Below are 23,952 nucleotides of genomic sequence, written 5' to 3' on the forward strand. Positions count from 1 at the left end.
CGCCGCCACCGTGGTCGGGTCAGAGGCGCTCGGCGACGATCTCCGCGATCTGCACGGCGTTCAGCGCGGCGCCCTTGCGCAGGTTGTCGTTGCTGATGAACAGGACGAGCCCCTTGCCCTCGGGTGCGGACTGATCGGCACGGATGCGGCCGACATAGCTCGGGTCGTTGCCGGCGGCCTGCAGGGGCGTCGGCACCTCCTCGAGCACGACGCCGGGCGCCGCGGCCAGAACCTCCCGCGCCCGCTCGGGCGTGATGTCGCGCGCGAACTCGGCGTGGATCGACAGCGAGTGGCCCGTGAAGACCGGGACGCGCACGCAGGTCCCGGCCACCCGCAGGTCGGGCAGCTCGAGGATCTTGCGGCTCTCGTTGCGGAGCTTCTTCTCTTCGTCGGTCTCGTTGTCGCCGTCGTCCACGAGGTTGCCGGCGAACGGGATGACGTCGAACGCGATCGGGGCGACGTACTTCTCGGGCTGCGGGAAGTCGACCGCCGAGCCGTCGTGCACGAGATCGAGCGTGTGCCCCTGAGCGAGGACCCCCTCGACCTGACCGAGGAGCTCCTCCGCACCCGCGAGACCCGAGCCCGAGACCGCCTGGTACGTCGAGACGATGAGGCGTTCGAGACCGGCCTCGGTGTCGAGCACCTTCAGCACCGGCATCGCGGCCATCGTGGTGCAATTCGGGTTCGCGATGATGCCCTTGGGCGGGTTCACGGTCGCGTGGGGGTTGACCTCGCTCACGACGAGCGGGACCTCGGGGTCCATGCGCCAGGCGCTGGAGTTGTCGATGACGACGGCGCCCGCCTCGGCGAAGCGCGGGGCGTGCGCACGCGATCCGGTCGCACCGGCCGAGAAGAGGGCGATGTCGATGCCGGCGGGATCGGCCGTGGCGACATCCTCGACGATCACGTCGTGGCCGGCGAACTCGATCGAGGTTCCCGCCGAGCGAGCGGTCGCGAACAGGCGCAGCTCGCGGATCGGGAAGTTCCGCTCGATGAGAATCTCGCGCATCACCTTTCCGACCTGGCCGGTGGCGCCGACGACGGCGACGGAGAGTCCGGAATCGGAGATGCGGGTCATAGCTGTTCCTTGCGTGAAGCGGGATCGGGTTTCCGCGATTCTATCGGCGCGGCGATACCGCGCCGACGCACGTGACAGCCGATGACCGTGCGAATCACGCCATCTCGGGACGGTTCCACTCCCCCGGCACGGCCAGCGCGCCGTAAGCCACGTCGACCCCGTCCGTGCCGACCGACGCCGTGCAGACGAGCAGCGACAGGGTCGGCACGCCGTACGGACGGTTGTCGCGGATGATGGCCGCGTCGTCGGTCGCCGGGGTGACCGCGGTGTCCTGGAGCACGTCGAGCCAGGGCTGCAGCCCGTTCGCGTGATCGAGCTCGGGCGCGGCCGAAGCGAAGGCGCCGAGCCAGCGACGGATGCGGGCCGTGCGTGGATCGTCGACGTCGTCGTGAGCGATCATGTGGGTTCCGGGAGCCAGGTCGACGGTGCGCAGGGTCGCGGCATCCCACATCGTCACGCGGACCCCCGCGGCGGAGACATCGACGAGGTTGAAGCCGTGGGTGGGCGGGGCGCCCACCGGAGGCTGTCCGGCGACCGCGTCGAGCACGATGCCGCCGCGCGAGAGCGCCGGCGCATCGTCGGGCAGCACGTCGGCGCGATTGAGGATGACCGCGAGGCGGCGCGCGGCGGGGTCGGCGGCCAGCCAGGCGCCGCCCGCCCGACGGTCGCGCACCCCGATGACACCGGGGTACGCGTCGGGCCACCACGGACCGACCGGATCCCATGCGCGGGCCGGATCCTCGTCGCGCACGGCCAGCAGCCGAACCGGACGGCTCGGATCGGCGGGCACCTGGATGACGACGGTGCACATGGGATCACTCGCTCTCGGCACCCGACGGTCGCTCCGCGCACCCGCCCGGGGCCGTGGGAAGATCGGGGGCATGTTCATCGTAGTCGGGGTCACCGGAGGCATCGCCGCCTACAAGAGCGTCCACCTCGTACGGCTGCTCGTGCAGCAGGGGCACGAGGTCCACGTCATCCCGACGGACGACTCGCTGCGCTTCATCGGCCTGACGACGTGGGAGGCGATCAGCCGCAATCCCGTCACGACCTCGGTTCACGACGACGTGGCCCGTGTGCGGCACGTAGCCCTGGGGCAGAGCGCGGACCTCGTGATCGTCGCGCCCGCGACGGCCAACACGATCGCGTCGATGACGGCGGGGCTGGCATCCGATCTTCTCGGCACCACGCTTCTCGCCACGACGGCGCCCGTCGTGGTCGCCCCGGCGATGCACACCGAGATGTGGCGGCACCCGGCGACCACCGCCAACGTCGCCACGCTCCGCGAGCGCGGTGTGCTGATCGTCGGTCCCGCGGACGGCCCACTGACCGGCGGCGACAACGGCCCGGGTCGCATGTCCGAGCCGGAGGACATCGTCGCCGCGGCCCTCGCGCTCGTGTCCCCGGCACCGGCCGACCTCGACGGCCTGCACGTCGCGGTCTCGACCGGCGGAACGCGAGAGCCGCTCGACCCCGTGCGCTTCCTCGGCAACCGGTCGAGCGGCCGCCAGGGAGCGGAGATCGCCGTCGAGGCGGCGCGGCGCGGCGCGGCCGTGACCCTCGTCGCGGCATCCGTCGACGCCGGCGTCCTCGACGCCGCCGCCGCGCACCCGCGCATCACGATCCGGCATGTCGAGACGGCGGCTGAACTGGGCGAGGCGATGTCGGATGCCGCCGCCGCGGCCGAGGTCGTCATCATGGTCGCGGCCGTCGCCGACTACCGCGCCGCACGGGTGTCGGATCACAAGCTGCGGAAGGAAGACGGTCCGCTCGAGACGATCGAGCTCGTGCCGAACGACGACATCCTCGCGAGGCTCGCCGCCGCTCGCCGCGACGGTCAGACCGTCGTCGGGTTCGCCGCCGAGACCGCCGACGACGACCTGCTCGGGCGTGCTCGGCGCAAGCGTGAGCGCAAGGGCGTCGACCTCCTCGTCGTCAACGAGGTCGGGTGGGACGCCGGTTTCGGCTCGGGCGAGAACGCCGTCGCCGTGATCGGTGAGGGCGGGACGGTGGTCGCCGAGGCCGCGGGCGCGAAGAGCGCAGTCGCCCGCGCGGTCTGGGACGCGATCGTCGCCACCCGCTCCGCGCACTGACCGCTCGGCAGGCGACGCCCGCCCGAGCCCGATACATCCGTCGGACGCGTGGTGCCCCTGAGCACTCGCCGCTGTGCGTGGGCCTCACCAGCCTCACCGGTCCGACCGATGTATCACCATGCGGGGTGTCAGCGGAGCGCGCGCTCCCGGATGAAGGCCGTAAGTGCGGCGGCGTCGTCGGGCAGATCGACGACGTGCTGGGGCGCATCGAGCATGGCCTGCAGCTCGTCGGAGTAGGTCAGCTCGACGCCGATGGCCTCGCGGATCGTCTCGGCGAACTTCTCGGGCTTGGCCGTCTCGAGGACGAGCATGACCTCGCCGGACTCGACGTACTCGCGCGCCACCGTGACGCCGTCCGCGGTGTGCGGGTCGATGATCTCGCCCGTCCCCTCGTGGACCGAGCGGATGGTGGCGAGACGGTCGGCGTGGGTCGAGGTCCCGCTGACGATGCCGAACTCGGCCGTGAAGCGCGCGAGATCGGCGGAGAAGTCGGCGAAGCCCTGAGTCTCGAGCTCGCGCCACGCCGCGACGACGCGCTGGGGGTCGCGACCGACGAGCTCGAAGATGAAGCGCTCGAGGTTCGACGCCTTGGAGATGTCCATCGACGGGCTCGAGGTCTGCAGCGTCTGCGCCGCCGAACGCGGGCGGTAGATCCCCGTGCGGAAGAACTCGTCGAGAACGTTGTTCTCGTTCGCCGCCAGCACGAGCCTGCGGATCGGCAGGCCCATCTCGCGGGCGTAGAACCCCGACAGGATGTTGCCGAAGTTGCCCGACGGCACCGTGATCGAGACCTCGGCGTGGCCGTCGGCATCGGTGGCTCGCAGCCACGCCCAGAAGTAGTAGACGACCTGGGCGGTGATACGGGCGAGGTTGATCGAGTTGACGGCGCCGAGGTGCAGCTCGCGCTTCACCTCGAGGTCGCCCGCGAGCTCCTTGACGAGGTTCTGGCAGTCGTCGAAGACGCCCGAGACGGCGATGTTGTGGATGTTGGGCTCGTCGAGCGAGAACATCTGCGCTCGCTGGAACGGGCTCATGCGCCCCTGCGGCGAGAGCATGAAGACCGCGATGCGCTCCTTGCCGCGCAGCGCGTACTCCGCCGCCGAGCCGGTGTCACCCGATGTCGCACCGAGCACGTTGAGCACCGAACCGGTGCGCTCCAGCGCATGCTCGACGACCTGCCCGAGGAACTGCATCGCGAGGTCCTTGAAGGCGAGCGTCGGTCCCTCGGAGAGCCCGACGAGCGTCATCCCGTCGCCGATCGGGCGCAGCGGGACGACCGCGTCAGGGAAGGGGGCGTACGCGGCCTCGGTCATGCGCGCGAGGTCATCGCGCTCGATGTCGGTCGCGAAGAGCGCGAGCACCTCGGTGGCCAGCTGCGGGTACGTCAGCGCCCGCCAGCGCTCGAGCGTCTCGGGTGAGACGGTCGGCATCTCCTGCGGCACGGCGAGGCCGCCGTCGGTCGCGAGACCTTCGAGGAGCGCGTCGCAGTACGGCAGCGGCTCAGCGCCGCCTCGGGTCGAGATGTACAGCACGCGGGCTCCTCGGTGACGGGTCGGGGACGGCTTTCGATTCTCGCAGGTGCCGCGCCTGCCCGGCGACGGCGGGGTGCCGACGATCGGAGGGGGTCAGCGACCGGTGCCGGCGTAGACGACGGCTTCGGTGTCGCCGTCGAGCCCGTAGGCGGTGTGCACGACGCGCGCGGCCTCGGCCAGCTCGTCGCCGCGGACCACGACCGAGATGCGGATCTCGGAGGTCGAGATCATCTCGAGGTTGACGCCGGCGTTCGACAGCGCCTCGAACAGCGTCGCGGAGACACCCGAGTGCGTGCGCATGCCCGCTCCCACGACCGACAGCTTGCCGATCTGGTCGTCGTGCACGAGGCTCTCGAACCCGACCTCGTTCTGCTCCCCCGCGAGGGCGCGGAGCGCGAGCGTCGCATCCGTCTTGGGCAGCGTGAACGAGATGTCGGTGCGTCCCGTCGCAGCGGCCGACACGTTCTGGACGATCATGTCGACGTTCGCACCCGACTTCGCCACGATCTTGAAGATCTCGGCGGCCTTGCCCGGGACGTCGGGCACGCCGATGACGGTGATCTTGGCCTGGCTGAGGTCGGTGGCGACGCCCGCGACGATCGGCTCTTCCATCTCTTCTTCCTTTCGGCCTTCGGGCAGCGTCATGCCGGGACCGAGCACGAACGTGCCGGTTCCCGAGCTGAACGTCGACCGGGCGTTGATCATGACGCCGTGACGGCGGGCGTACTCCACCGCACGGATGTAGAGGACCTTGGCGCCGTTCGCGGCGAGCTCGAGCATCTCCTCCGCCGAGACGACGCCGAGCTTGCGAGCCTTGGGCACGACGCGCGGGTCGGCGGTGTAGATGCCGTCGACGTCGCTGTAGATCTCGCAGACGTCGGCCGAGAGGGCGGCGGCGAGCGCCACGGCCGTGGTGTCGGATCCGCCGCGACCGAGCGTCGTGATGTCGCGGGTGTCGCGGTTGAACCCCTGGAACCCCGCGACGATGACGATCGCCCCCTCGTCGAGGGCCTCGCGCAGGCGCACCGGGGTGACGTCGACGATGCGCGCCGCGCCGTGCGTGGCGTCTGTGATCATGCCCGCCTGGCTGCCGGTGAACGACCGGGCTTCGAAGCCCATCGAGTGGATCGCCATCGCCAGGAGCGCCATCGAGATGCGCTCGCCCGAGCTGAGGAGCATGTCGAGCTCGCGGGGAGCCGGGATCGGGGCGACCTCGTTCGCGAGATCGAGCAGCTCGTCGGTCGTGTCGCCCATCGCGCTCACCGCGACGACGACGTCGTGACCGGCGCGACGGGTGTCGACGATGCGCTTCGCGACCCGCTTGATGCTCTCCGCGTCGGCGACGGACGACCCGCCGTACTTCTGCACGATCAATGCCATGTGGGACTCCCGGATGCCGGTGCCGGCGCGATTGCTATGGGCGCCCGGATGCCGCGCCCACCGGACCATCTTACGGAGCGTCCCATGCGCGCAGCGCCATGTGACGACCCGCCCGGGGGCGAGGCTGCGGGCGCACGGACCTAGGCTGGAAGGCATGGGACGCCGCTCGCTCTTCACGGCGCTGAACGCGCTCGTCCACACCTCCGATCCGGCCGGCGGCCCGGCGACGGAGATGCTTCCGGTCATCGACGACGCCTTCGCCGTACGGGTCCTCGATCTGGCGATCCGGCTCGGGGAGACGATGCTCGTCGCAGGTTCGCCCGCGAGCGAGGTGACGCTGACGATCGTGCGGGTCGCGGGTGTGTACGGACTCGACCCCGTGCACGTCGACGTCACGTACAACTCGATCACCGTCGCGCACCATCGCAGCGGTGAGGACCGGCCCATCACGCTCATGCGCGTGGTCCGCGGCGCGGCGCCCGACCATGCGCGTCTGCAGCGATTGCAGGCGCTCGTGACCGAGATCCGCTCGGGACTCCCCCTGGATGCCGCAGCCCTGCGCTTCCGCGGCATCCGTCGCACACCGTTCCGATACCACCAGCCCGTCGCCGTCTCGGCGCAGGCGCTGCTGGCGGTCGGGGTCGCGGTGATGTTCGGCGCGAACTGGCTCGTCATCGTGCTCTCGTTCCTCGCCGCCGGGTCTGCGGCCGTCACGCAGTTCCTGCTGGGCCGGGCGCGCGTGCCGTTCTTCTTCAGCCAGATCGCCGGGGCGTTCGTGCTCACGATCGTCGCGGCGGCCTCCCCACTCCTGCGCGCAACGGGGTGGGAGGCCGCGATGACCATGCGGCCCTCCGTCATCGTCGCCTCGGGCATCGTGCTCATGCTCGCGGGCCTCACGGTGGTCGGTGCCGCCCAGGACGCCATCGACGGGTTCGCGTTGACAGCCATGGGCCGCATCCTCGAGCTCGTGACCCAGACCCTCGGCGTCGTGCTCGGCATCCTCGCCGGCATCGAGACCGCCCGGGTCATCGGGCTGGGCCTCGAGGCGCCGACGGAGGCGCTGCCCCTCGGCCCCGTGCCGCTGCAGTTCCTCGGCGCGGGCCTGATCGCCCTTGCGGTCGCCGTCATCAACGGAGCCGGGCTCCGCATCATCGTCGTCAGCGTCGCTCTCAGCGTGGTCGCGTGGCTCGGCTACGTGGCGGCGGCGGCGATCGGCTTCGAGACGGCTGCGGCGAGCGGCGTCGGGGCGTTCGTCGGCAGCCTCGTCGGCATCCTGGCCGCCTATCGTCTGCACGTGCCCTCCGTCGCGATCACGACGGCGGCGATCCTGCCCATGGTCCCCGGCGCCGCGGTGTTCCGCGGACTCCTCGGAGTCGTCGAGTCGGGCGACAGTCCCGCGACCCTGCTCACCGGGTTCAGCACGCTCGCAGCGGCAGCGACCGTCGGCATCGCGCTGGCGGTAGGCGCGTCGCTCGGCATCTACCTGGGTCAGCCGCTCCGCGCGTCGCTGGGGTCGGTCATCCGTGCTCGCGCACGGGTGCGCTGACACCGGCAGAAGCGGAACGGCCGCGCCGCGCGCAGGCTGTGAGCCTGCCGCGGACGCGGCCGAGATGACGCGAGCGCGAGGTCAGCCGAACAGTGCGGCGGCCTCCTCGTAGCGGTACAGCGGAACGGTGTTCAGCTCGCCGAGGGCCTCGTCGAACGAGACGCGGACGATATCGGTGCCCTTGAGCGAGACCATCTGGCCCCATGCACCGTCGACGAGCGCGTCGGCCGCCGCGAGCCCGAGGCGCGTCGCGAGAACACGGTCGAACGCGGACGGCGAGCCGCCGCGCTGGATGTGGCCGAGCACGGTGGCGCGCGTCTCGATGCCGGTCAGGCGCTCGATCTCGGGGGCCAGCACCTCGCTGATGCCGCCGAGGCGGGGACGGTTGAACGCGTCGAGCCCCTTGTCGCTGTAGGCCTCGTCCTGGCCCTTGAGCTTGAAGCCCTCCGACACGACGACGAGCGGCGCGCGGCCACGGTCGAAGGCCTTGGTGACCTGGGCCGTGATCTCCTCGATCGACATCGGCACCTCGGGGATGCAGATGACGTGGGCGCCTGCGGCGATGCCGGCGTGCAGGGCGATCCACCCGACGTGACGGCCCATGACCTCGGCGACCATGCAGCGCTGGTGCGAGTCGCCGGTCGTGCGCAGCCGGTCCATCGCGTCGGTCGCGATGTTGACGGCGGTGTCGAAGCCGAACGAGTAGTCGGTCGCCTTCAGGTCGTTGTCGATCGTCTTGGGCACACCGAGCACGTTGATGCCGTCGTTGGCGAGACGGTTGGCCGCAGCGAGCGTGCCTTCGCCGCCGATGGCGATGATGCCGTCGATGCGGTGCTTGTCGAGGGTCGCCGCGATGTTCTCGGCGCCGCCGCGGGGGCCCTCGTACGGGTTCGTGCGGCTCGTGCCCAGGATCGTTCCGCCGACCTTCGACAGCCCCTTCACCTCGTGGCGCGTGAGCGGGAAGAAGTCGCCGTCGACGACGCCGCGCCAGCCGTCGCGGATGCCGACGAACTCGATGTTGTACGAGGTGGTGCCCTTGAGCACGACGCCTCGGATGACAGCGTTGAGTCCGGGGCAGTCGCCGCCGCTGGTGAGGATGCCGATCTTCATGGGGAGATCCTTCGTTGTTGCTCAAGGTGGAGTGTGGCGACGCTGCCTCAGGTCGAGACTATCGTCGCGGCGCGGGTGCTGCCAGGCGAGCCCACCGGGAGAACTCGCCGGGCCCGGGCGCGCGCATCCGACATCCTGCTCGAACGAGCTTGGCACGGAAGCTGCGGCTGCGACACGATCGGATGATGCGCAGAATCATCGACCGCCTCGCTGCGGCCTTCGGAGGCGCCGAACCCGACTACGTCGCCGAGATCGCCGCGGCCACCGACGACCCGTCCTACCGCTTCATCCGCCCGTCGGACGAGTTCTGGTCGGTCGCGAAGACCTATCCCGCGGCGCCCTGACGAACGACGGCCGGGCGCCGGTTCGATGACCGGGCCCGGCCGTCGCCGAAGAACGCTGCTCAGTCGGCGCCGAGCGCCTGGCGGAGCAGGTGCATGAGGGCCGACAGCTGCACCGAGTCGCTCGAGGTCGGGTCCACGGCCTCTCCGTCGAGCGCGCGGGCGGCGAGGCCCTGCTTCGAGTCGATCAGCTCGGCGATCTTCGTGTCGATCGTGTGGGCGGCGATGATCCGCCAGGCGGTGACCGGCTCCTCCTGACCGATCCGGTGCACGCGGTCGATCGCCTGCGTCTGCTCGGCTGCGGTCCACGACAGCTCGGCGAGGACGACGTTGGAGGCGGCCTGCATGTTCACGCCGACACCTGCCGCCGTCAGCGAGCACACCGCGATGGCGACATCCGGGTCGCTGTTGAAGGCGTCGATGGCCTCCTGGCGGGCGGTCGCGCTCTGATCGCCGCGCAGCGAGACGGTCCGCAGCCCGGCGGCCGCGAAGTGGGCCTCCGCGGCGTCCATGACGTCGATGTGCTTGGCGAAGAACACGACTTTGCCCACCGACCGCTGCAGCTGAGCGGCGTAGTCGGCGGCGAGCACGGCCTTGGCCTGGCCGATGCGGCGGACCATCGTGAAGACGTTCTCCGCGCCGGCACCGGCGGCCTTCGATTCCTCGAGCTCCTGCGTCGCGACGAGGCGCACGATGTCGGAGTCGGCTTCGCCGATGAGCACGCGGTCGCCGCGCGCCTCGATGATGCGACGGTACCGGGCGGCCAGACGCTCACCGAGCTCGTGCTCGGCCTGGCGGATCGACCGGCCGTACTCGTCGTCGAGCTGCACGGGCAGGTCGGCGATCAGCTTGTCGGGAAGGTCGGCGGCGACGTCCTTCTTCTTCCGGCGCACGATGCCCATCGAGATGACGGCGTCGCGAGCAGCGGGATAGAACGCCTTGTCGGCCGGCGTGAGGCCGGTCTCGTCCAGACGCTCCATGAGCGCAGGCCCCGGCTTCTCGCCGTTGGTCCAGCCGAGGAACCGCCAGATCGCGTCGAAGTCCTCGACGTCGTTGATCAGCGGCGTTCCCGTCAGCGCGAGCATGAGCGGGTCGCGCACCTGCTCGCGGATGCGGCCCGCGAGGGCGAGCACGTTCTGCGAACGCTGCGAGCTGAGGTTCTTGATGAAGTGCGCCTCGTCCACGACCATGCCGCGCAGGCCGATCGATCCGAGCCACGAGAGGTGGCGGTCGAGCACCTCGTAATTGACGATGAAGACGTCGGCGAACGCGTCGATCTGGTCGCCGTCGCCCGAGATCACGGTCGCGCGGCGCTGGGGCGTCCAGCGCTCGACCTCGCGGGCCCAGTTCATCTTGACGACGTTCGGCACGACGGCCAGCAGCGGATAGGCACCGGCGACGGATGCCGCGAGCACCGACTGCGCCGTCTTTCCCAGACCCGGCTCGTCGGCGAGCAGGAACGAGCGGTGACCGGCTCGCACCGACTCGAGGAACCGCGACTGGTGCGGCATGATCTCGAGGCCCTTGGGCGACAGACGATCGAACTCGGGCACGGGAGGAAGGTCCATCGAGGCAGCCGCCCCGCCTGCGCCGGACTCGAACGCCTTGTAGAGCGGCCCCATCAGCTCCCAGCCGTCGAGTCGACGACGCGGTGTGTCGTGCGGGGCGTGCAGGTCGGGATCGGGTGCGAGGAACGGGTTCGCCTCGCGGCGAGCCACGACCTGCGGAGGCGTGACCTGCCGGTCGGCGAGGGCCGGAGGCACGACGGGGGCCTGCACCGGGACGACGTCGGTGATGATCAGCTCGTCCTCGGGCAGCTCGGCGCCTGACTCGAGCAGCCAGTCGCGCCGCATCCGCTTGGCGACCGGCGATGTCGCCTGGTCGACCTCGAGCAGCTGGATGAGGGATGTGTCTCGCGCCGCGGTCTTGGCGAGGATGGTGGCGACGCCGTCGAGCCGCTTGAGCAGCTCTGCGCGGGCGGCGGCGGAGACGTTCTCGTCTGCCTTCACCCGCGCGCGCTCTTCGCGCACCAGGAAGGCGATGACCTGGAACTTCACGCGATTGGTCGGTCCGAGCTTGCCTCGCTGCGCCTTCGCCTCGACCTCGCGCACCTTGCGGGCGAGGATCGGGATGAGCGGGGCGTCGTCGTCGCGTCGGGCGGACGAAGACTTCCGTCGGCGGTTGGCGGTCGCTGCGGCGGTGGCCATGGTCGGCATGCTCCTCCTGAGCCTGAGTGCCGGAGTTCCGTCGTGACGGAAACGTACGGGTGCCGCTCGAACGGACGCCGAAGCGTCATGCGAGCGAAGGGCGAATCGCGCCGGCCGGCCGCGGGCACTCGCTTCAGCGGGCTGCGGCGTCGAACCCGACGATGTCCCCGGCGACCATTCTATGCCACGACCGGCGCGGCCCGCGAGGTGGGCGCGCTCGGGCCGACCTCAGGGCCAGAGCTGGGCGACGATGCCGGGTGTGTACGCATCCGGGCCGTAGTTGACCCATCGCGTCGCAACCCACACGTTGCCGCGGAGGAAATGGGTCTCCCCCAGGTCGACGACTTCCTCGTCCATCGAGAGCATCCGCTGGGACGTGCGGAAGTACATCCCGCCCGAAGCCTCCTCCGAGCCGAACCCGGACGACGTCAGTGCGTCGACGATGAGCTCGGACTGAGCGGGCGAGACGATCGACACGGTGGTCGCGATTCCGCGGTCGGAGGGGGTACCCCACGTGCACCGCAAGCTCGGCACGCCGGACTCGAGCACCGTGAGCGCTTCTGCGTTCTCGGTCGAGTACATCGTCACCCCGGGGTCGTTCAGCGGTGCGATCTCCGCGTCGAGCGTCGCCCTCAGGTCGCCCGCGAACAGCTCGTCGCACGACGAAGGCAGACTGATCTCGTCGTCGGTCGCCTGGGACTCGATCGGGCTCGGCGTCGCTGACGGGGTCGGATCGAGCGAGGGCGATGCGGTCGACTCCGCGGGAGCGGGGGTCGCGGTGCCCCCCGCGGGCGTCGCGCATGCCGTCACCAGCAGCGCGACCGCGGCGACGACCGGGATGAAGCGGAGAGCGGTGCGGTGCGTGACGGCCATGTCGAGATCCTAACGAGCCGCTCGCCCTACGCGCTCCGGCGCGCGGGTCGCAGCGCCGATCGCAGCCGCAGGCTGTTGAGCACGACGAAGACGCTCGAGAACGCCATGGCGGCCGCGGCGACCATCGGGTTGAGCAGGCCGGCGACGGCGAGCGGGACGGCGGCGACGTTGTACGCGAACGCCCAGAAGAGGTTCCCGCGGATGATGCCGAGGGTACGACGGCTGAGTTCGATCGCCTCGGCCACCGCCCGGGGGCTGCCTGCGGTGAGCGTGATGTCACTGGCGTGCTTGGCGGCGTCCGTGCCGCCGCCCATCGCGATGCCGAGGTCGGCGGCGGCGAGGGCGGCCGCGTCGTTGACGCCGTCGCCGACCATGGCGACGCGCTCCCCCGCGGCCTGGCGACGTCGCACCTCGTCCAGCTTGCCCTCCGGGCGCACATCGGCGACGACCTCGTCGATGCCGAGCTCGCTGGCGACCGCTGCCGCGGCCCCGGCGTTGTCTCCGGTCACCAGGACAACCGAGGCTCCCGTGCGGTGCAGCCGCGTCACGGCTTCGCGGGCGTCGTGGCGGACACGGTCGGCGACCGCGATGACCGCTCGGGCGGCGCCGTCCCAGCCGACGGCGACGACGGACGCTCCGGATGCCGCGGCCTCGCGCGCCGCCGCATCGAGCTCGGCACTCAGCGCGCCCAGGCGCTGGGCGACGAAGGCGACGCTCCCTGCGGTGACCTCGCGCCCCTCGACGGACCCGCTGACGCCGCCGCCGGGAACCCCGGTGAAGTCAGTCACCGGAGGAACGGCGCCCGCTGCCGCGACGATCGCGCGGGCGATCGGGTGCTCGGAGGCCGACTCGACGGCGCCGGCCGCGCGCAACGCCTCGTCGCCGTCGATCCCGCCCGCGGTGACGACGGAGGCCACCGACATCCGCCCCTCGGTGAGGGTGCCGGTCTTGTCCATGAGCACGACATCGATGCGCTCGGCCGCTTCGAGGGCCTCGGGTCCGGTGATGAGGATCCCGAGCTCGGCACCGCGACCGGTGCCGACGAGAACGGCGATGGGCGTGGCGAGACCGAGCGCGCAGGGGCAGGCGATGATGAGGACGGCGACGGCGGCCGTGAAGCCCGAGGCCACGGGCGCACCGGCGATGATCCATCCGACCAGGGTCAGCACGGCCACGACGATGACGACGGGGACGAACACCGCGGAGACGCGGTCGGCGAGTCGCTGCACACGGCTCTTGCCCGACTGGGCCTCGTCCACCAGACGCGCCAGGTGAGCAAGACGGGTCTCGTCGCCGACCGACGTGGCGCGCACGCGCAGGCGGCCGCCCGAGGCGATCGTCCCGCCGGTCACCTCGGAACCGGGGCCGACGTCGACGGGTACCGACTCGCCCGTGAGCATGCTCTCGTCGACGGCGGCCGCGCCGTCGACGACGACGCCGTCGGTCGCGATCTTCTCGCCGGGGCGCACCACGAACTCGTCGCCCACGCGGAGCGCCTCGATGCCGACGCGGCGACCGTCCGCGAGCTCGACGTCGGTGGCTCCCAGCTCGAGCAGGGAGCGCAGGGCGGCTCCCGCGCGTCGCCGCGAGCGCTGCTCGATGTAGCGGCCGAGCAGGATGAGCACGGTGACGGCCGCGGCGACCTCGAAGTAGACGAGCGACGTCGGATCGTGCACGGGGCCGAAGAGGACGACATCGTGACGGATACCGATGCGCCCGGCAGATCCGAACAGCACCGCCCACAGGCTCCAGGCGAAAGCGGCGAAGGTGCCGAGCGTGACGAGGGTGTCCATCGTCAGGGCGCCGTGGCGCGCGTTGGCGAACGTCGCGCGGTGGAAGGGCCAGCCGGCCCAGAACACCACCGGCGCGGTGAGGACGAGCGACACCCACTGCCATCCGGGGAACTGCCATGCCGGCACCATGCCGAGCACCACGACGGGCGCCGCGAGCACGATGCCCCAGATCAGCCGGGTGCGCAGGGTGGTCCGGCCCGGCACGTCCTCGACGTCGTGCTGGTGACCCGCCCCGTGGTCGTGCGCTGCGCCGTGGTCGTCGTGCTCCTCGGGTGCGTCGTGCGCGCCCGAGGGGTGCGCCTGCGGGCGCCCCCGCGGCGCGCGGACCCGAGCGCTGTACCCCGCTTCACCGACGGCCTGGACCAGGTCGTCGACCGAGACCGCGGCGGGATGCTCCACGCGCGCGGATTCGGTCGCGAGGTTCACCGTCGCGTGGACACCGTCCAGGCGCTGCAGCCGCTTCTCGACCCGGGCGACACAGCTCGCGCACGTCATCCCCTCGATGTCGAGGACGGCGTGGCTGCTCTCCCGCCCGGCGGTGTCCGCGCTCATCAGCGTCGTCCGGTGACGGTGTAACCGGCCTCGGCCACAGCGGCCGAGACGACGTCGTCGTCGGGCGGCTGCACGGCCGTGACCGCGACGGTACCGGCGTCGACGTCGACGGCGACGTCGGAGACACCCGGAACGAGCCCGAGCTCGCGGGTCACCGCTGCGGCGCAGTGCCCGCAGGTCATGCCTTCGACGGTGTAGGTCTGAGTCGTCATGATGCTCCTTCTTCGTTCGAGGACGCCAACAGGATACCCCCTAGGGGTATTCCCGTCGATGCCTGGACATCCGAACGGCGTACGCTGAAACCATGTCCACGATCTCCGAGCGCGAGCTCGCCGCGACCCTCGACCACGCCATCCTCAAGCCCGAGCTGACCCGCGAGCAGGTCGACGCCGAGCTCGACATCGCCGCCGAATGGCGGGTCTTCTCGGTGTGCGTGCGCCCCTCCGACATCGCGCACGCCGTCGCGCGACTCGACGGCACCGGCGTCGCCGTCGGCACGGTCATCGGCTTCCCGCACGGCACGACGTCCACGGCGGCGAAGGTCGCCGAGGTCCGTCAGGCCGCCGCCGACGGTGCCTCCGAGTTCGACATGGTCGTCAACATCGCCGCGCTGCGTTCGGGCTTCGACGACGTCGTCGTCGACGACATCCGTGCCGTGGTCGAGGCAGCCGAGGGCAAGATCGTCAAGGTGATCCTCGAGACCAGCCTGCTCGACGACGAGCAGATCGCCCGCGGCAGCCGCCTGACCGAGGCCGGCGGAGCCGACTTCGTCAAGACCTCGACCGGCTTCGCCGGGGGCGGCGCCACCGTGCCCCACGTCCGCCTGATGCGCGAGAACGTCGGCGAGGCCGTTCAGGTCAAGGCCTCCGGCGGCGTGCGCAGCTTCGCCGACGCGGTCGCCATGCTCGACGCGGGCGCCACGCGCCTCGGCACGAGCGGCAGCGCGACGATCCTCGGCGAGGCGCGCCGGCTCGAGGCCGGCGGCGAGGCCACCGGCGCCGTCGACGAGTCGTCGTACTGACCACGCGGGCCGCGGCCCGCTCCGGTGCGCGAGGCGCCGGCCTCAGGCGAGGGCCTCGCGCACCCGGACGACGTCGTCGTCCATCTGCTCGATGAGCGCCGGAATGCCCGCGAAGGCCACCATCCCGCGGATGCGGGCCGTGAAACGGACCTCGACGCGGTGACCGTAGAGGTCGAGGTCGGTCTCGTCGAGCACATAGGCCTCGACCTGCCGCTGCGGGACGTCGTCGAACGTGGGGTTCGTGCCCACCGAGATCGCCGCCGGATAACGGATGACGCTTGCCGGCAGCATCCCGTCGGCACCGGGCATCCCGAGGTCGATGAGCCATCCGGCGTACACGCCATCGGCCGGGATGAACCCCGCGGCATCGGTCGCGAGGTTCGCGGTCGGGTAACCGAGCTCGCGCCCGCGCTTGAGTCCGTGCACGACCTCGGCCTCGACCGCGTGAGGGCGGCCGAGCAGGCGGGCGGCCCCCGCGACGTCGCCGGCCGCGAGCAGATCGCGCACCCAGGTCGATGAGACGCGCCGTCCGGCGTCGCGGGCACGGACGTCCGTGACGACGTCGACGTCGAACCCGTGCTCGCGCCCGAGTGCGGCGAGTACCGCGGGATCACCCTCGCCGCCGCGACCGAACCGGAAGTCGTCGCCGACGAGGACCCCGACGGCGCCGAGCGCGCGAACGAGGATGCTCTCGACGAAGTCGCGTGCCGAGAGCGCGGCGAGCTCCGCGTCGAATCGCAGCACGAGGACGGCATCCACCCCCGCCGCCGCGAGGAGGCCGATCTTCTGATCGAGCGCGACGAGCGGCTCGGGGCACAGCTCCGGACGCAGCAGGCTCAGCGGGTTGCGGTCGAAGGTGACCGCGACGACGCGCGCGCCGCGCGCGGCGGCATCGACCCGGGCCCGGTCGATGACCGCCCGGTGCCCCGAGTGCACGCCGTCGAACTTGCCGATGGCCACGACGCTCGGGCCGAAGTCTGCGGGAACCTCGGCGGGGTCTCGATAGACGGTCACCATGACGATCCCTCCAGGACGGCCGGACGCTCGCGGCTGTCCTCAGCGCCGTTGCGGTGCGACACGAGCCACCAGATGCCCACGAACGGCAGGGCGAGCGGAACCCAGAAGTAGCCGAAGCCGTAGCCCGACCAGACGGTCGCGTCGTGCGAGAACAGGTCGGGAAGCACGAGGCTGAGCGTGCCGACGACGAGGACACCCACCAGCTCGAAGCAGATCGCGACCCACGCGATCGCGTACCAGGTGCGCGACCCGGACTTCACCAGTGCGACGGTGGCGAGCACGTACACGAGGGCCGCGGCCGCCGACAGCGAGTACGCCAGCGGTGCGTTCGAGAAGTCCTCCACGATCTGGACGAACGAGCGTCCCGTCGCGGCGAGTGCCATGACGGCGTACACGACCACCAGAACGCGGCCGATGCCGGTCATTCGAGGGCGGGGATGATCCATGACCTCACCAATGATAGGTGGCACGCGGGCGGCTTCAGACGACCTGAACCGTCCAGATCACCTGCATCCGCCAGACCATGATCGCGACCGACAGTGCGGCCACCCCGAGGATGACGGTGCTCCAGCGACTGCGTTCGACGAGCGCCCAGAACACGGCAGCGGGCGGCAGCAGCACGGCGGAGACGAGATACACCCAGAACTCCAGGAGACTTCCCGACGGGGCGTTCCCCGCGAGCGGCGCGATGATCGCGACGACGACCTGCGCGATCAGGAGCACCTCGACGAGAGCGAGCGACCCGACCGAGAGATCGCTCGGGCGGCGGTTGGCGAGGCCGAGGACGGTGCAGAGCAGGCCCGCGGCGACCGCCACCGCCACCTGCACGATGGTGAAGACCGTGATCATGCGTCCTCCGCCATGTTCATGAGGCTCTTGACGTCGGCACCGCGACGCTCGACGATGCCGACGAGTCGTCCGTCGGGATCGATGGCCGCCGGATGCGGCGCCGACAGGCGCGCCGCCGCTCCGAGGAGTCGCTTGCCGTGGCGCAGGTCGCGCGCCTCCTCGGCGCTCACGTCGAAGGCGCCGAGCACCGCGGCCGCGACATCCGCGTCGCGCAGCAGCTGCGTGTCGGGGGCGATCTCGGTCGCGGCATCCGAGACCGCGAACGGTCCGATGCGGGTGCGGCGCAGGGCCGTGAGGTGTCCCCCGACGCCGAGGTCGGCACCGAGATCGCGAGCCAGCGCCCGGATGTACGTGCCGCTCGTGCAGTCGACGACGACATCGACGTCGACGGCGCGGGATGGTCCACCCTCGGCGGCGCCGGGGTCGGCCTCGAGCGCGACCTCGCGCACGTCGCGCACGTCGAAGCGCGAGACGGTGACGCGACGTGGCTTCAGCTCGACCTCTTCGCCCGCGCGCGCGAGGTCGTACGCCCGCTTGCCGCCGACCTTGATCGCCGACACCCGGCTGGGCACCTGGTCGATCTCGCCGGTGAGCGCCGCGATGCCGCGATCGATGCCGGCGCGGTCGACCGCGGCGAGTGCCTCGTTCGTCGCATGGTCCGTCACGGTGCCGTCTGCGTCGTCGGAATCGGTCGAGACGCCGAGGCGAATGGTCGCCTCGTAGGTCTTGTCGAGCCCCACGATGTAGGTCAGCAGGCGAGTCGCCGGCCCCACACCGAGGACGAGCAACCCCGTCGCCATCGGGTCCAGCGTTCCGGCGTGACCGATCTTGCGGGTGCCGAGGGCTCGGCGGGCACGGGCGACGACGTCATGACTGGTCATCCCGCCCGCCTTGTCGACGAGCAGGATGCCGCGGGGCGCGGTTTCGGGCATGCCTCCCAGCCTACGGCGGCACCCCGCCGGCCCCGGACGCGGTCAGTCCAGCGCCAGCTCAACGGTCGCGAAGGAATGCGGCGGCATCGTCACGACGAGCTCACCGCCCTCGAAGGCGGTCGTGAGGGGCCGCGGCTCGACACGGTCGGGCACGTCGGCGTCGTTGTACGTCGTCGCGCTGTCCGCCCCCAGCACACGGGCACGCGTGACGCGCGCGCCGCGGCCTCGGAGGTCGATGCGCACCTCGCACTCGTCGTCCGTCGAGAGGTGGGTGAGCGAGATGAGCGCCGCCCCCTCCTTCGTCGAGGCGGACATCGACACCAGCGGCAGTTCTCCCCCGCGCGCCGTCGTCGCGGGCGCGTCGAGCACGTGGGCGGCGAGCGCACGGGCGTCCTGGTGCCCCTTGTTCATCTCGAACACGTGATACGTCGGGGTGAGGACGAGCTTGTCACCGTCGGTGAGGATCATCGCCTGCAAGACATTCACCGTCTGGGCGATGTTGGCCATCGAGATGCGCCGCGCGTAGCGGTGGAAGATATCGAAATGGATGCCGGCGACGAGGGCGTCGCGAATCGTGTTCTGCTGGAACAGGAACCCCGGGTTGGTCCCCTTCTCGGCGTTCCACCACGTGCCCCACTCGTCGCAGACGAGGCTCACCCGGTTCTCGGGGTCGTACGAGTCCATGACCGCGACGTGTCCGCGGACGACGCGCTCGAAGTCGCGAGCGTACGCCATCGTGTCGTAGAACTGCTCGTCGGTGAACGTCGTCGCGTCCTCGCGATTGATGCCCGATCCGGTGTGCGTGTAGTAGTGGAACGAGATCGCCTGGTACGGATGCTTGTCGTACAGGTTCGCGGCGTGCGACTCGACGAGTGTCTTCACGAGCACCCGCGTCCACTCGAAGTCATCCTCGTTGGCGCCGGCAGCGATGAGCGTCAGCCGGTTCTCGCCGTGATCATGGCAATAGGTCGCGTACCGCCGTGCTTCTTCCGCGTAGAACTCGGGAGACAGGTTGCCGCCGCACCCCCAGGGCTCGTTGCCGATGCCCCAGAACGGCACACGCCACGGCTCGTCGCGACCGTTCTCACGGCGCAGCCGCGCCATCGGGCTGTCGTCGTCACGCGTGAGGTATTCGACCCACTCCGACATCTCCTGCACCGTGCCACTGCCGACGTTGCCGTTGACGTACGCCTCGGTACCGAGCAGGTCGCACAGATCCATGAACTCGTGGGTTCCGAAGTGATTGCTCTCGACGACGTCGCCCCAGTTCGTGTTCGCGATCTTCGGACGCTGCTCGCGCGGACCGATCCCGTCGCGCCAGTGATACGTGTCGGCGAAGCATCCGCCGGGCCAGCGCAGGTTCGGGATGTCGAGCGCGCGGAGGGCATCGACGATGTCTGTGCGGATGCCGCGGATATTGGGGATCGACGAATTCTCGCCGACCCAGAAGCCGTCGTAGATGCAGCGCCCGAGGTGCTCGGCGAAGTGCCCGTAGATGTGTCGGCTGATGCGATCGCCGACGACGTCGAGGTCGATGACCGCACGTGCGGACGAGGTCATGTGGTTCTCCAGTGCTCGTGCTCGGTGAGCGGGACCAGCGGAGGACGCTCCGCGGTCGTGGTCAGGGTGATGCGGCGGCCCTCTCGCGCCGACCGGGTGAGAGCGCTCATGATCTCCAGGACGTGCAGGGCGACCTCGCCGCTCGCACGCCCCGCGCCGGCGCCGCCGCGCACGACGTCGAGAACCCCGATGCCGCGGCCCGCGCCTCGGTAGCCGGCGCGCGGTGCGATCGCGGTCCACTCCGCTGCCCGCGGCCGGCGCATGGTCACCTCGCCGTCGAAGAAGTTGGGGTCGGGCAGGGTCAGCGAAGCGCTCTCGCCGTGCACCTCGATCGGTGCGGCATGGGTCGCGGCGGCGTCGAAGCTGAAAGTCACCGTCGACAGGGCACCGCCGGCGTGCTCGAGCACGCCGGTGACATGCGTGTCGATCTCGACGGGGATGCGCTCCCCCGCGCGCGGACCGGAACCGATCGTGCGCTCGTCGCGGGACCGCGATGACGCGCCCGATACGCGCACGACGGGCCCCAGCAGATGGAACAGGGCCGTGAGGTAGTAGGGCCCCATGTCGTAGAGCGGTCCGCCGCCTTCGCGATAGTAGAAGTCGGGATGCGGGTGCCAGGCCTCGTGTCCCGACGACAGCCACGTCGCGACCGCCGCGACCGGCCGGCCGATCTCACCGGCGTCGACGACCGCGCGCGCGGTCTGCACCCCCGACCCCAGCACGGTGTCGGGAGCCCCGCCGACCCAGGCACCGTTCGCGCCGGCCATGACCCCGAGCGCCTCGTCGAAGGTCGCGGCCAGCGGCTTCTCGCCGTAGACGTTCTTGCCCGCGGCGAGTGCGGCGCGCGCGACCTCGCCGTGGGCGGCGGGGATCGTCAGGTTCACCACGGTCTGCACCGCCGGGTCGGCGACGAGCTCGGCGACCGACAGCGCCCGCGCCCCCGGGAACCGCTCGGCGACCGACCGGGCGCGGTCGGCGTCGAGGTCGGCCGTCGCCGCGATACGGACGGCGGGGTGTTCGCCCAGCGTCTCCAGATACTGGCCCGAGATGACCCCGAGGCCGACTACACCGATGCCGTGCGGCTCGCCCACAGCATCCCCCTCTCGATGATGGTGCGGACGTTGACGTCGCGCAGGACGACGAGACTGTGCCCCGGCGTCGCGACGAAGATGCGCCCCTGTCCCCACTCGCGCGTCCAGACGGCGGGCGAGGTGATGGGGCGGTGCCACGGGTGGTACGGCTGCACGGGGTGCGTCGTCGTCGCGAGAACGTCGTTGAGGTCGTCGCAGAGCACCCAGTACTGCTCCGTGCGCAGCGTGAAGTCCTCGAGACCGGCCATGATCTGCGACCGGCGCCCCGCGTCGGTGAGGTCGACGGTGTAGCAGAGGTAGTTATCGGTCTCGTCGCCGACCCGGGCATCGGGGTGCTTCGCGGGATGCGTCGCGAACTGCCCGCCGATGAGCTGCAGGTAGTCGGAGTTGTCGCGGTACGAGTCGGCGATGCCGCCGTGCCAGCCCGCGAGTCCTGTTCCACGCTCGACCGCGTCGCGGAGGCCCGCGAAGGCCTCGCGCGAGATCTTCGACATCGTCACCGATTGCACGATCAGATCGGTGCGCTCCATCGTCTCCCGGTCGGTGTAGACCTCGTTGTCCTCTTCGATGCGGACCTCGAAGCCGTTCTCCTCGAGGAACGGGACGAAGAGGTTGGTGGCCTCGACGGGCTTGTGCCCCTCCCAGCCGCCTCGGACGATGAGCGCCTGTCTCGCGGTCATGAGCTGACCCCTTCCACTCGGATGCTTCTGCTGTCGGATGCCGCGCTCTCCTCGACCGCCGCGAGCACGCGCTGCACCCCGGCGGCCTCGGCGAACGACGGATGCGCGTCGATCTCACCGGCGACGGCGCGGACGAAGTCGACGCTCTGATGCGTGAACAGGTGCTCGTAGCCGAGCCCGTGCCCCGCTGGCCACCAGGCTCCCGCGTAGGGGTGCTCGGGCTCGGTCGCGTCGATGCGCCGGAAGCCCTGCTCGCCGGCGGGGAGTGTCGCGTCGGCGAAGAGCAGGTCGTTGAGGTGCGAGAAGTCGAAGGCGACCGCCCCGCGGTCGCCGCTGATCTCGATGCGGTTGGCGTTGCGGTGGCCCGTGGCCATGCGCGTCGCCTCGAAGACGCCGAGAGCGCCGTCGGAGAAGGATGCCGTGAACGCCGCGGCGTCGTCGACGGTGACGCGCTCGGCCCCGGCCCCGGCTCCGGCCCGGCCGCCGAGCCCGACGCGCTCGTCGAGGACGGGACGCTCGTCGACGAAGGTGCGGAGCGTGCCCGAGACGCTCGTGATGCGCGATCCCGTGAGCCATTGGGCCGCATCGATGCTGTGCGCTCCGATGTCGCCGAGAGCGCCCGATCCCGCGCGGTCACGATCGAGGCGCCACGTGAACGGAGCCTCCGGATCGGTGAGCCAGTCCTGCAGGTACTGGGCGCGGACGTGCCGGATGCGGCCGACGCGGCCCTCCTCGATCAGGCGCCGCGCCAGAGCGAGGGCGGGCGTGCGGCGGTAGCTGAACCCGCACATCGCGACGACGCCGCCCGATGCCGCCGCGGCGGCGGCATCCGTCATCCGGTCGGCGTCGGCGACGTCATTGGCCAGCGGCTTCTCGCACAGCACGTGACGGCCGGCGTCGAGGGCGGCGAGCGCGATCTCGGCGTGGGTGTCGCCGGGGGTGCAGATGTCGACGGCGTCGATGTCGTCGCGTGCGATGACGGCGCGCCAGTCGTCGCTCGACTCGGCGATGCCGAACCGCGACGCGGCATCGGACGCACGCTGGGCATCGCTGCCCGCGAGCACGACGACCTCGGGCTCGAACGGCAGATCGAAGAAGCGCGGAGCAGTGCGCCAGGCGTGCGCGTGCATCCGTCCCATGAACCCGGTTCCGATGATTGCGATGCGCAATCGTCTCGACATCCTCGTCTCCCTCCGCACCGGTGCGTGTGATCGCGGACCACGATGTCACAGCCTCTCGACGCGGCCGTTGCGCTTTGCGCAAAATAGGGGCATGCCGTCTCACCGACCGAGTCTCACCGACGTCGCCGCGGCCGCCGGGGTCAGCGTCGCGACAGTCTCACGCGCGCTCCGCGGGCGCGGCGAGCTGTCGCCCGAGACCCGCACACGTGTGCTGCAGACGGCCGAAAGGCTCGGGTACACGCGGGGCGGAACACCGCGAGGCCGGCCTCGCGGCGGTACGTCCCGCATCTTCGATCTGGTTCTGGGGCACTTCCACGATCCCTACACCGACGAGGTCGTCGCGGGAGCCCACACCGCTGCATCGCGCCTGAGCTACGATCTCGTCCTCACCGCCGAGCGCGACGATCCGGGCGACGACTGGCCCGCTCGCATCCGCTCGCGGGGATCGGCAGGGGTCGTGCTCGGCCTCATTCTGCCCACGGCCGCTCAACTGGAGGTCGTGCAGAGCGCGGGCATCCCCGTCGTCCTGCTCGAGCCGCCGTCGGGGACCACCCAGCGCGTGCCGAGCGTGCGGAACACCGATCACGCGGGCGGCTCGGCGGCGGCGGAGCACTTGCTCGCGCAGGGCGCGCGGCGCTTCATCGTCATCGGCGGCGCTCCGTCCTACCGGTACGGCCGCGCGCGGATCGAGGGCTTCCTCTCGACGCTCGACGAGACGGCACCGGCCGCGCCCCGCATCCTGACGACGGCGGACTGGGGCGCGGCGGACGCGCGGCGCGCGTGCGCCGCTGCGCTCGACGACCTCGGCGGCGAAGGCCCCATCGGACTCTTCGCCTGCTCCGACGAGATGGCCGCGGGCGCCTACCGGGCGACCGCCGAGGCCGGGCTCGCGGTAGGGCGCCACGTTCTCGTCGTGGGATACGACGACGTGCGTGGTGCGCGGTGGCTACATCCCCCGCTCACCACGATCCGCCAGCCCATCCGCGAGATGGCCGCGGCAGCGGTCGGCCTCCTCGCGCAGATGGCGGGCGGAGCCCAGCTCGGCGACGAGGTGGTCGAGCTGCCCACGGTCCTCGTCGCCCGCGGCTCGACCGGCCGCCCTCGGTGACGACCGCC

General features: G+C 71.1%; 22 protein-coding genes. 5 read left to right on the top strand and 17 right to left on the bottom strand.

From position 1 onward, the window contains the following. Nucleotides 1-19: 19 nt before the first annotated feature. Both MTS1_RS13900 and MTS1_RS13905 read right to left on the bottom strand, forming a co-directional pair. Entirely contained in the window at nt 20-1,078 is a 1,059-nt protein-coding gene (locus tag MTS1_RS13900) for an aspartate-semialdehyde dehydrogenase (RefSeq protein ID WP_023955060.1), read from the bottom strand. Between the two features lie 94 nt (nt 1,079-1,172). Beyond that, nucleotides 1,173-1,889, bottom strand: a complete 717-nt coding sequence (locus MTS1_RS13905; protein WP_023955062.1) for an NRDE family protein — start codon at nt 1,887-1,889, stop codon at nt 1,173-1,175. Between the two features lie 70 nt (nt 1,890-1,959). On the opposite strand from MTS1_RS13905, the gene coaBC reads away from it, so the two are divergent. After that, nucleotides 1,960-3,171, top strand: a complete 1,212-nt coding sequence (gene coaBC / locus MTS1_RS13910; protein ID WP_023955064.1) for a bifunctional phosphopantothenoylcysteine decarboxylase/phosphopantothenate--cysteine ligase CoaBC — start codon at nt 1,960-1,962, stop codon at nt 3,169-3,171. Between the two features lie 128 nt (nt 3,172-3,299). Here the strand turns inward: coaBC and thrC are convergent, their stop codons facing one another. Both thrC and MTS1_RS13920 read right to left on the bottom strand, forming a co-directional pair. Continuing rightward, the gene (gene thrC / locus MTS1_RS13915) at nt 3,300-4,703 is read right to left on the bottom strand and encodes a threonine synthase (RefSeq protein ID WP_023955066.1); all 1,404 of its coding nucleotides are present in this window, start codon (nt 4,701-4,703) and stop codon (nt 3,300-3,302) included. Nucleotides 4,704-4,796: 93 nt separating this feature from the next. Then, on the bottom strand, nt 4,797-6,083 hold the full coding sequence (locus tag MTS1_RS13920) for an aspartate kinase (protein ID WP_036305893.1): 1,287 nt from the start codon (nt 6,081-6,083) through the stop codon (nt 4,797-4,799). A 154-nt stretch (nt 6,084-6,237) separates the two neighbouring features. On the opposite strand from MTS1_RS13920, the gene MTS1_RS13925 reads away from it, so the two are divergent. Next, a complete protein-coding gene (locus MTS1_RS13925; protein ID WP_023955070.1) occupies nt 6,238-7,629 on the top strand; it encodes a threonine/serine exporter ThrE family protein in 1,392 nt (463 codons plus the stop codon). An 81-nt stretch (nt 7,630-7,710) separates the two neighbouring features. Here MTS1_RS13925 and MTS1_RS13930 read toward each other — a convergent pair whose 3' ends face one another. After that, nucleotides 7,711-8,739 (bottom strand): 6-phosphofructokinase, encoded by a 1,029-nt coding sequence (locus tag MTS1_RS13930; protein WP_023955073.1) that lies wholly within the window; start codon nt 8,737-8,739, stop codon nt 7,711-7,713. 185 nt (nt 8,740-8,924) lie between these two features. Between MTS1_RS13930 and MTS1_RS16660 the strand changes: the two genes are divergently transcribed. After that, nucleotides 8,925-9,083 (top strand): hypothetical protein, encoded by a 159-nt coding sequence (locus MTS1_RS16660; protein ID WP_023955075.1) that lies wholly within the window; start codon nt 8,925-8,927, stop codon nt 9,081-9,083. 59 nt (nt 9,084-9,142) lie between these two features. On the opposite strand, the gene MTS1_RS13935 is transcribed toward MTS1_RS16660, so the two are convergent. From MTS1_RS13935 to MTS1_RS13950, 4 genes are all read right to left on the bottom strand, one after another. Then, nucleotides 9,143-11,296 (bottom strand): DEAD/DEAH box helicase, encoded by a 2,154-nt coding sequence (locus MTS1_RS13935; RefSeq protein WP_023955077.1) that lies wholly within the window; start codon nt 11,294-11,296, stop codon nt 9,143-9,145. A 219-nt stretch (nt 11,297-11,515) separates the two neighbouring features. Continuing rightward, a complete protein-coding gene (locus MTS1_RS13940) occupies nt 11,516-12,160 on the bottom strand; it encodes a hypothetical protein (RefSeq protein ID WP_023955079.1) in 645 nt (214 codons plus the stop codon). Between the two features lie 26 nt (nt 12,161-12,186). Continuing rightward, a complete protein-coding gene (locus MTS1_RS13945; RefSeq protein WP_023955081.1) occupies nt 12,187-14,505 on the bottom strand; it encodes a cation-translocating P-type ATPase in 2,319 nt (772 codons plus the stop codon). Then, a complete protein-coding gene (locus tag MTS1_RS13950) occupies nt 14,505-14,717 on the bottom strand; it encodes a heavy-metal-associated domain-containing protein (RefSeq protein ID WP_023955083.1) in 213 nt (70 codons plus the stop codon). The genes MTS1_RS13945 and MTS1_RS13950 overlap by 1 nt, the downstream gene beginning before the upstream one ends. Before the next feature lie 92 nt (nt 14,718-14,809). Here MTS1_RS13950 and deoC point away from each other — a divergent pair, with 92 nt between their 5' ends. Further along, complete coding sequence (gene deoC, locus MTS1_RS13955; RefSeq protein ID WP_023955085.1) at nt 14,810-15,526, top strand: deoxyribose-phosphate aldolase; 717 nt, start codon at nt 14,810-14,812, stop codon at nt 15,524-15,526. A 42-nt stretch (nt 15,527-15,568) separates the two neighbouring features. Here deoC and MTS1_RS13960 read toward each other — a convergent pair whose 3' ends face one another. From MTS1_RS13960 to MTS1_RS13995, 8 genes are read right to left on the bottom strand one after another with little or no spacing between them, the layout of a single operon-like run. Further along, the gene (locus tag MTS1_RS13960; RefSeq protein ID WP_036306095.1) at nt 15,569-16,540 is read right to left on the bottom strand and encodes a bifunctional riboflavin kinase/FAD synthetase; all 972 of its coding nucleotides are present in this window, start codon (nt 16,538-16,540) and stop codon (nt 15,569-15,571) included. After that, the gene (locus tag MTS1_RS13965; RefSeq protein ID WP_023955089.1) at nt 16,537-16,968 is read right to left on the bottom strand and encodes a hypothetical protein; all 432 of its coding nucleotides are present in this window, start codon (nt 16,966-16,968) and stop codon (nt 16,537-16,539) included. The genes MTS1_RS13960 and MTS1_RS13965 overlap by 4 nt, the downstream gene beginning before the upstream one ends. Nucleotides 16,969-17,023: 55 nt before the next feature. Beyond that, nucleotides 17,024-17,392, bottom strand: a complete 369-nt coding sequence (locus MTS1_RS13970; RefSeq protein ID WP_023955091.1) for a hypothetical protein — start codon at nt 17,390-17,392, stop codon at nt 17,024-17,026. Then, entirely contained in the window at nt 17,389-18,324 is a 936-nt protein-coding gene (gene truB, locus MTS1_RS13975) for a tRNA pseudouridine(55) synthase TruB (protein WP_023955093.1), read from the bottom strand. Before truB ends, MTS1_RS13970 begins: the two co-directional genes overlap by 4 nt. A gap of 42 nt (nt 18,325-18,366) precedes the next feature. After that, the gene (locus MTS1_RS13980; protein WP_023955095.1) at nt 18,367-19,884 is read right to left on the bottom strand and encodes an alpha-N-arabinofuranosidase; all 1,518 of its coding nucleotides are present in this window, start codon (nt 19,882-19,884) and stop codon (nt 18,367-18,369) included. Continuing rightward, nucleotides 19,881-20,975: a Gfo/Idh/MocA family protein gene (locus MTS1_RS13985; protein ID WP_023955097.1), complete on the bottom strand. Its 1,095-nt coding sequence runs from the start codon at nt 20,973-20,975 to the stop codon at nt 19,881-19,883. Before MTS1_RS13985 ends, MTS1_RS13980 begins: the two co-directional genes overlap by 4 nt. Beyond that, on the bottom strand, nt 20,948-21,655 hold the full coding sequence (locus MTS1_RS13990; protein ID WP_023955099.1) for a ThuA domain-containing protein: 708 nt from the start codon (nt 21,653-21,655) through the stop codon (nt 20,948-20,950). Before MTS1_RS13990 ends, MTS1_RS13985 begins: the two co-directional genes overlap by 28 nt. Further along, the gene (locus tag MTS1_RS13995) at nt 21,652-22,836 is read right to left on the bottom strand and encodes a Gfo/Idh/MocA family protein (RefSeq protein ID WP_036305895.1); all 1,185 of its coding nucleotides are present in this window, start codon (nt 22,834-22,836) and stop codon (nt 21,652-21,654) included. The genes MTS1_RS13990 and MTS1_RS13995 overlap by 4 nt, the downstream gene beginning before the upstream one ends. A 91-nt stretch (nt 22,837-22,927) precedes the next feature. Between MTS1_RS13995 and MTS1_RS14000 the strand changes: the two genes are divergently transcribed. Next, nucleotides 22,928-23,944, top strand: coding sequence for a LacI family DNA-binding transcriptional regulator (locus MTS1_RS14000; RefSeq protein WP_036305897.1), 1,017 nt, complete (start codon nt 22,928-22,930; stop codon nt 23,942-23,944). Nucleotides 23,945-23,952: the final 8 nt, after the last annotated feature.

The organism is Microbacterium sp. TS-1 (genome assembly GCF_000509385.1).
Classification (GTDB): Bacteria; Actinomycetota; Actinomycetes; order Actinomycetales; family Microbacteriaceae; genus Microbacterium; species Microbacterium arborescens.

Excerpts from the sequence above, each read along its gene's own strand:
- MTS1_RS13990 (WP_023955099.1), bottom strand. The coding sequence starts at position 21,655 with ATGACCGCGAGACAGGCGCTCATCGTCCGAGGCGGCTGGGAGGGGCAC.
- MTS1_RS13900 (WP_023955060.1), bottom strand. The coding sequence starts at position 1,078 with ATGACCCGCATCTCCGATTCCGGACTCTCCGTCGCCGTCGTCGGCGCC.
- MTS1_RS13950 (WP_023955083.1), bottom strand. The coding sequence starts at position 14,717 with ATGACGACTCAGACCTACACCGTCGAAGGCATGACCTGCGGGCACTGC.
- MTS1_RS13935 (WP_023955077.1), bottom strand. The coding sequence starts at position 11,296 with ATGCCGACCATGGCCACCGCCGCAGCGACCGCCAACCGCCGACGGAAG.
- MTS1_RS13995 (WP_036305895.1), bottom strand. The coding sequence starts at position 22,836 with ATGTCGAGACGATTGCGCATCGCAATCATCGGAACCGGGTTCATGGGA.
- coaBC (WP_023955064.1), top strand. The coding sequence starts at position 1,960 with ATGTTCATCGTAGTCGGGGTCACCGGAGGCATCGCCGCCTACAAGAGC.
- MTS1_RS13920 (WP_036305893.1), bottom strand. The coding sequence starts at position 6,083 with ATGGCATTGATCGTGCAGAAGTACGGCGGGTCGTCCGTCGCCGACGCG.
- MTS1_RS14000 (WP_036305897.1), top strand. The coding sequence starts at position 22,928 with ATGCCGTCTCACCGACCGAGTCTCACCGACGTCGCCGCGGCCGCCGGG.
- MTS1_RS13930 (WP_023955073.1), bottom strand. The coding sequence starts at position 8,739 with ATGAAGATCGGCATCCTCACCAGCGGCGGCGACTGCCCCGGACTCAAC.
- deoC (WP_023955085.1), top strand. The coding sequence starts at position 14,810 with ATGTCCACGATCTCCGAGCGCGAGCTCGCCGCGACCCTCGACCACGCC.
- MTS1_RS13965 (WP_023955089.1), bottom strand. The coding sequence starts at position 16,968 with ATGACCGGCATCGGCCGCGTTCTGGTGGTCGTGTACGCCGTCATGGCA.
- MTS1_RS16660 (WP_023955075.1), top strand. The coding sequence starts at position 8,925 with ATGCGCAGAATCATCGACCGCCTCGCTGCGGCCTTCGGAGGCGCCGAA.
- MTS1_RS13905 (WP_023955062.1), bottom strand. The coding sequence starts at position 1,889 with ATGTGCACCGTCGTCATCCAGGTGCCCGCCGATCCGAGCCGTCCGGTT.
- MTS1_RS13940 (WP_023955079.1), bottom strand. The coding sequence starts at position 12,160 with ATGGCCGTCACGCACCGCACCGCTCTCCGCTTCATCCCGGTCGTCGCC.
- MTS1_RS13945 (WP_023955081.1), bottom strand. The coding sequence starts at position 14,505 with ATGAGCGCGGACACCGCCGGGCGGGAGAGCAGCCACGCCGTCCTCGAC.
- MTS1_RS13980 (WP_023955095.1), bottom strand. The coding sequence starts at position 19,884 with ATGACCTCGTCCGCACGTGCGGTCATCGACCTCGACGTCGTCGGCGAT.
- truB (WP_023955093.1), bottom strand. The coding sequence starts at position 18,324 with ATGCCCGAAACCGCGCCCCGCGGCATCCTGCTCGTCGACAAGGCGGGC.
- MTS1_RS13970 (WP_023955091.1), bottom strand. The coding sequence starts at position 17,392 with ATGATCACGGTCTTCACCATCGTGCAGGTGGCGGTGGCGGTCGCCGCG.
- MTS1_RS13925 (WP_023955070.1), top strand. The coding sequence starts at position 6,238 with ATGGGACGCCGCTCGCTCTTCACGGCGCTGAACGCGCTCGTCCACACC.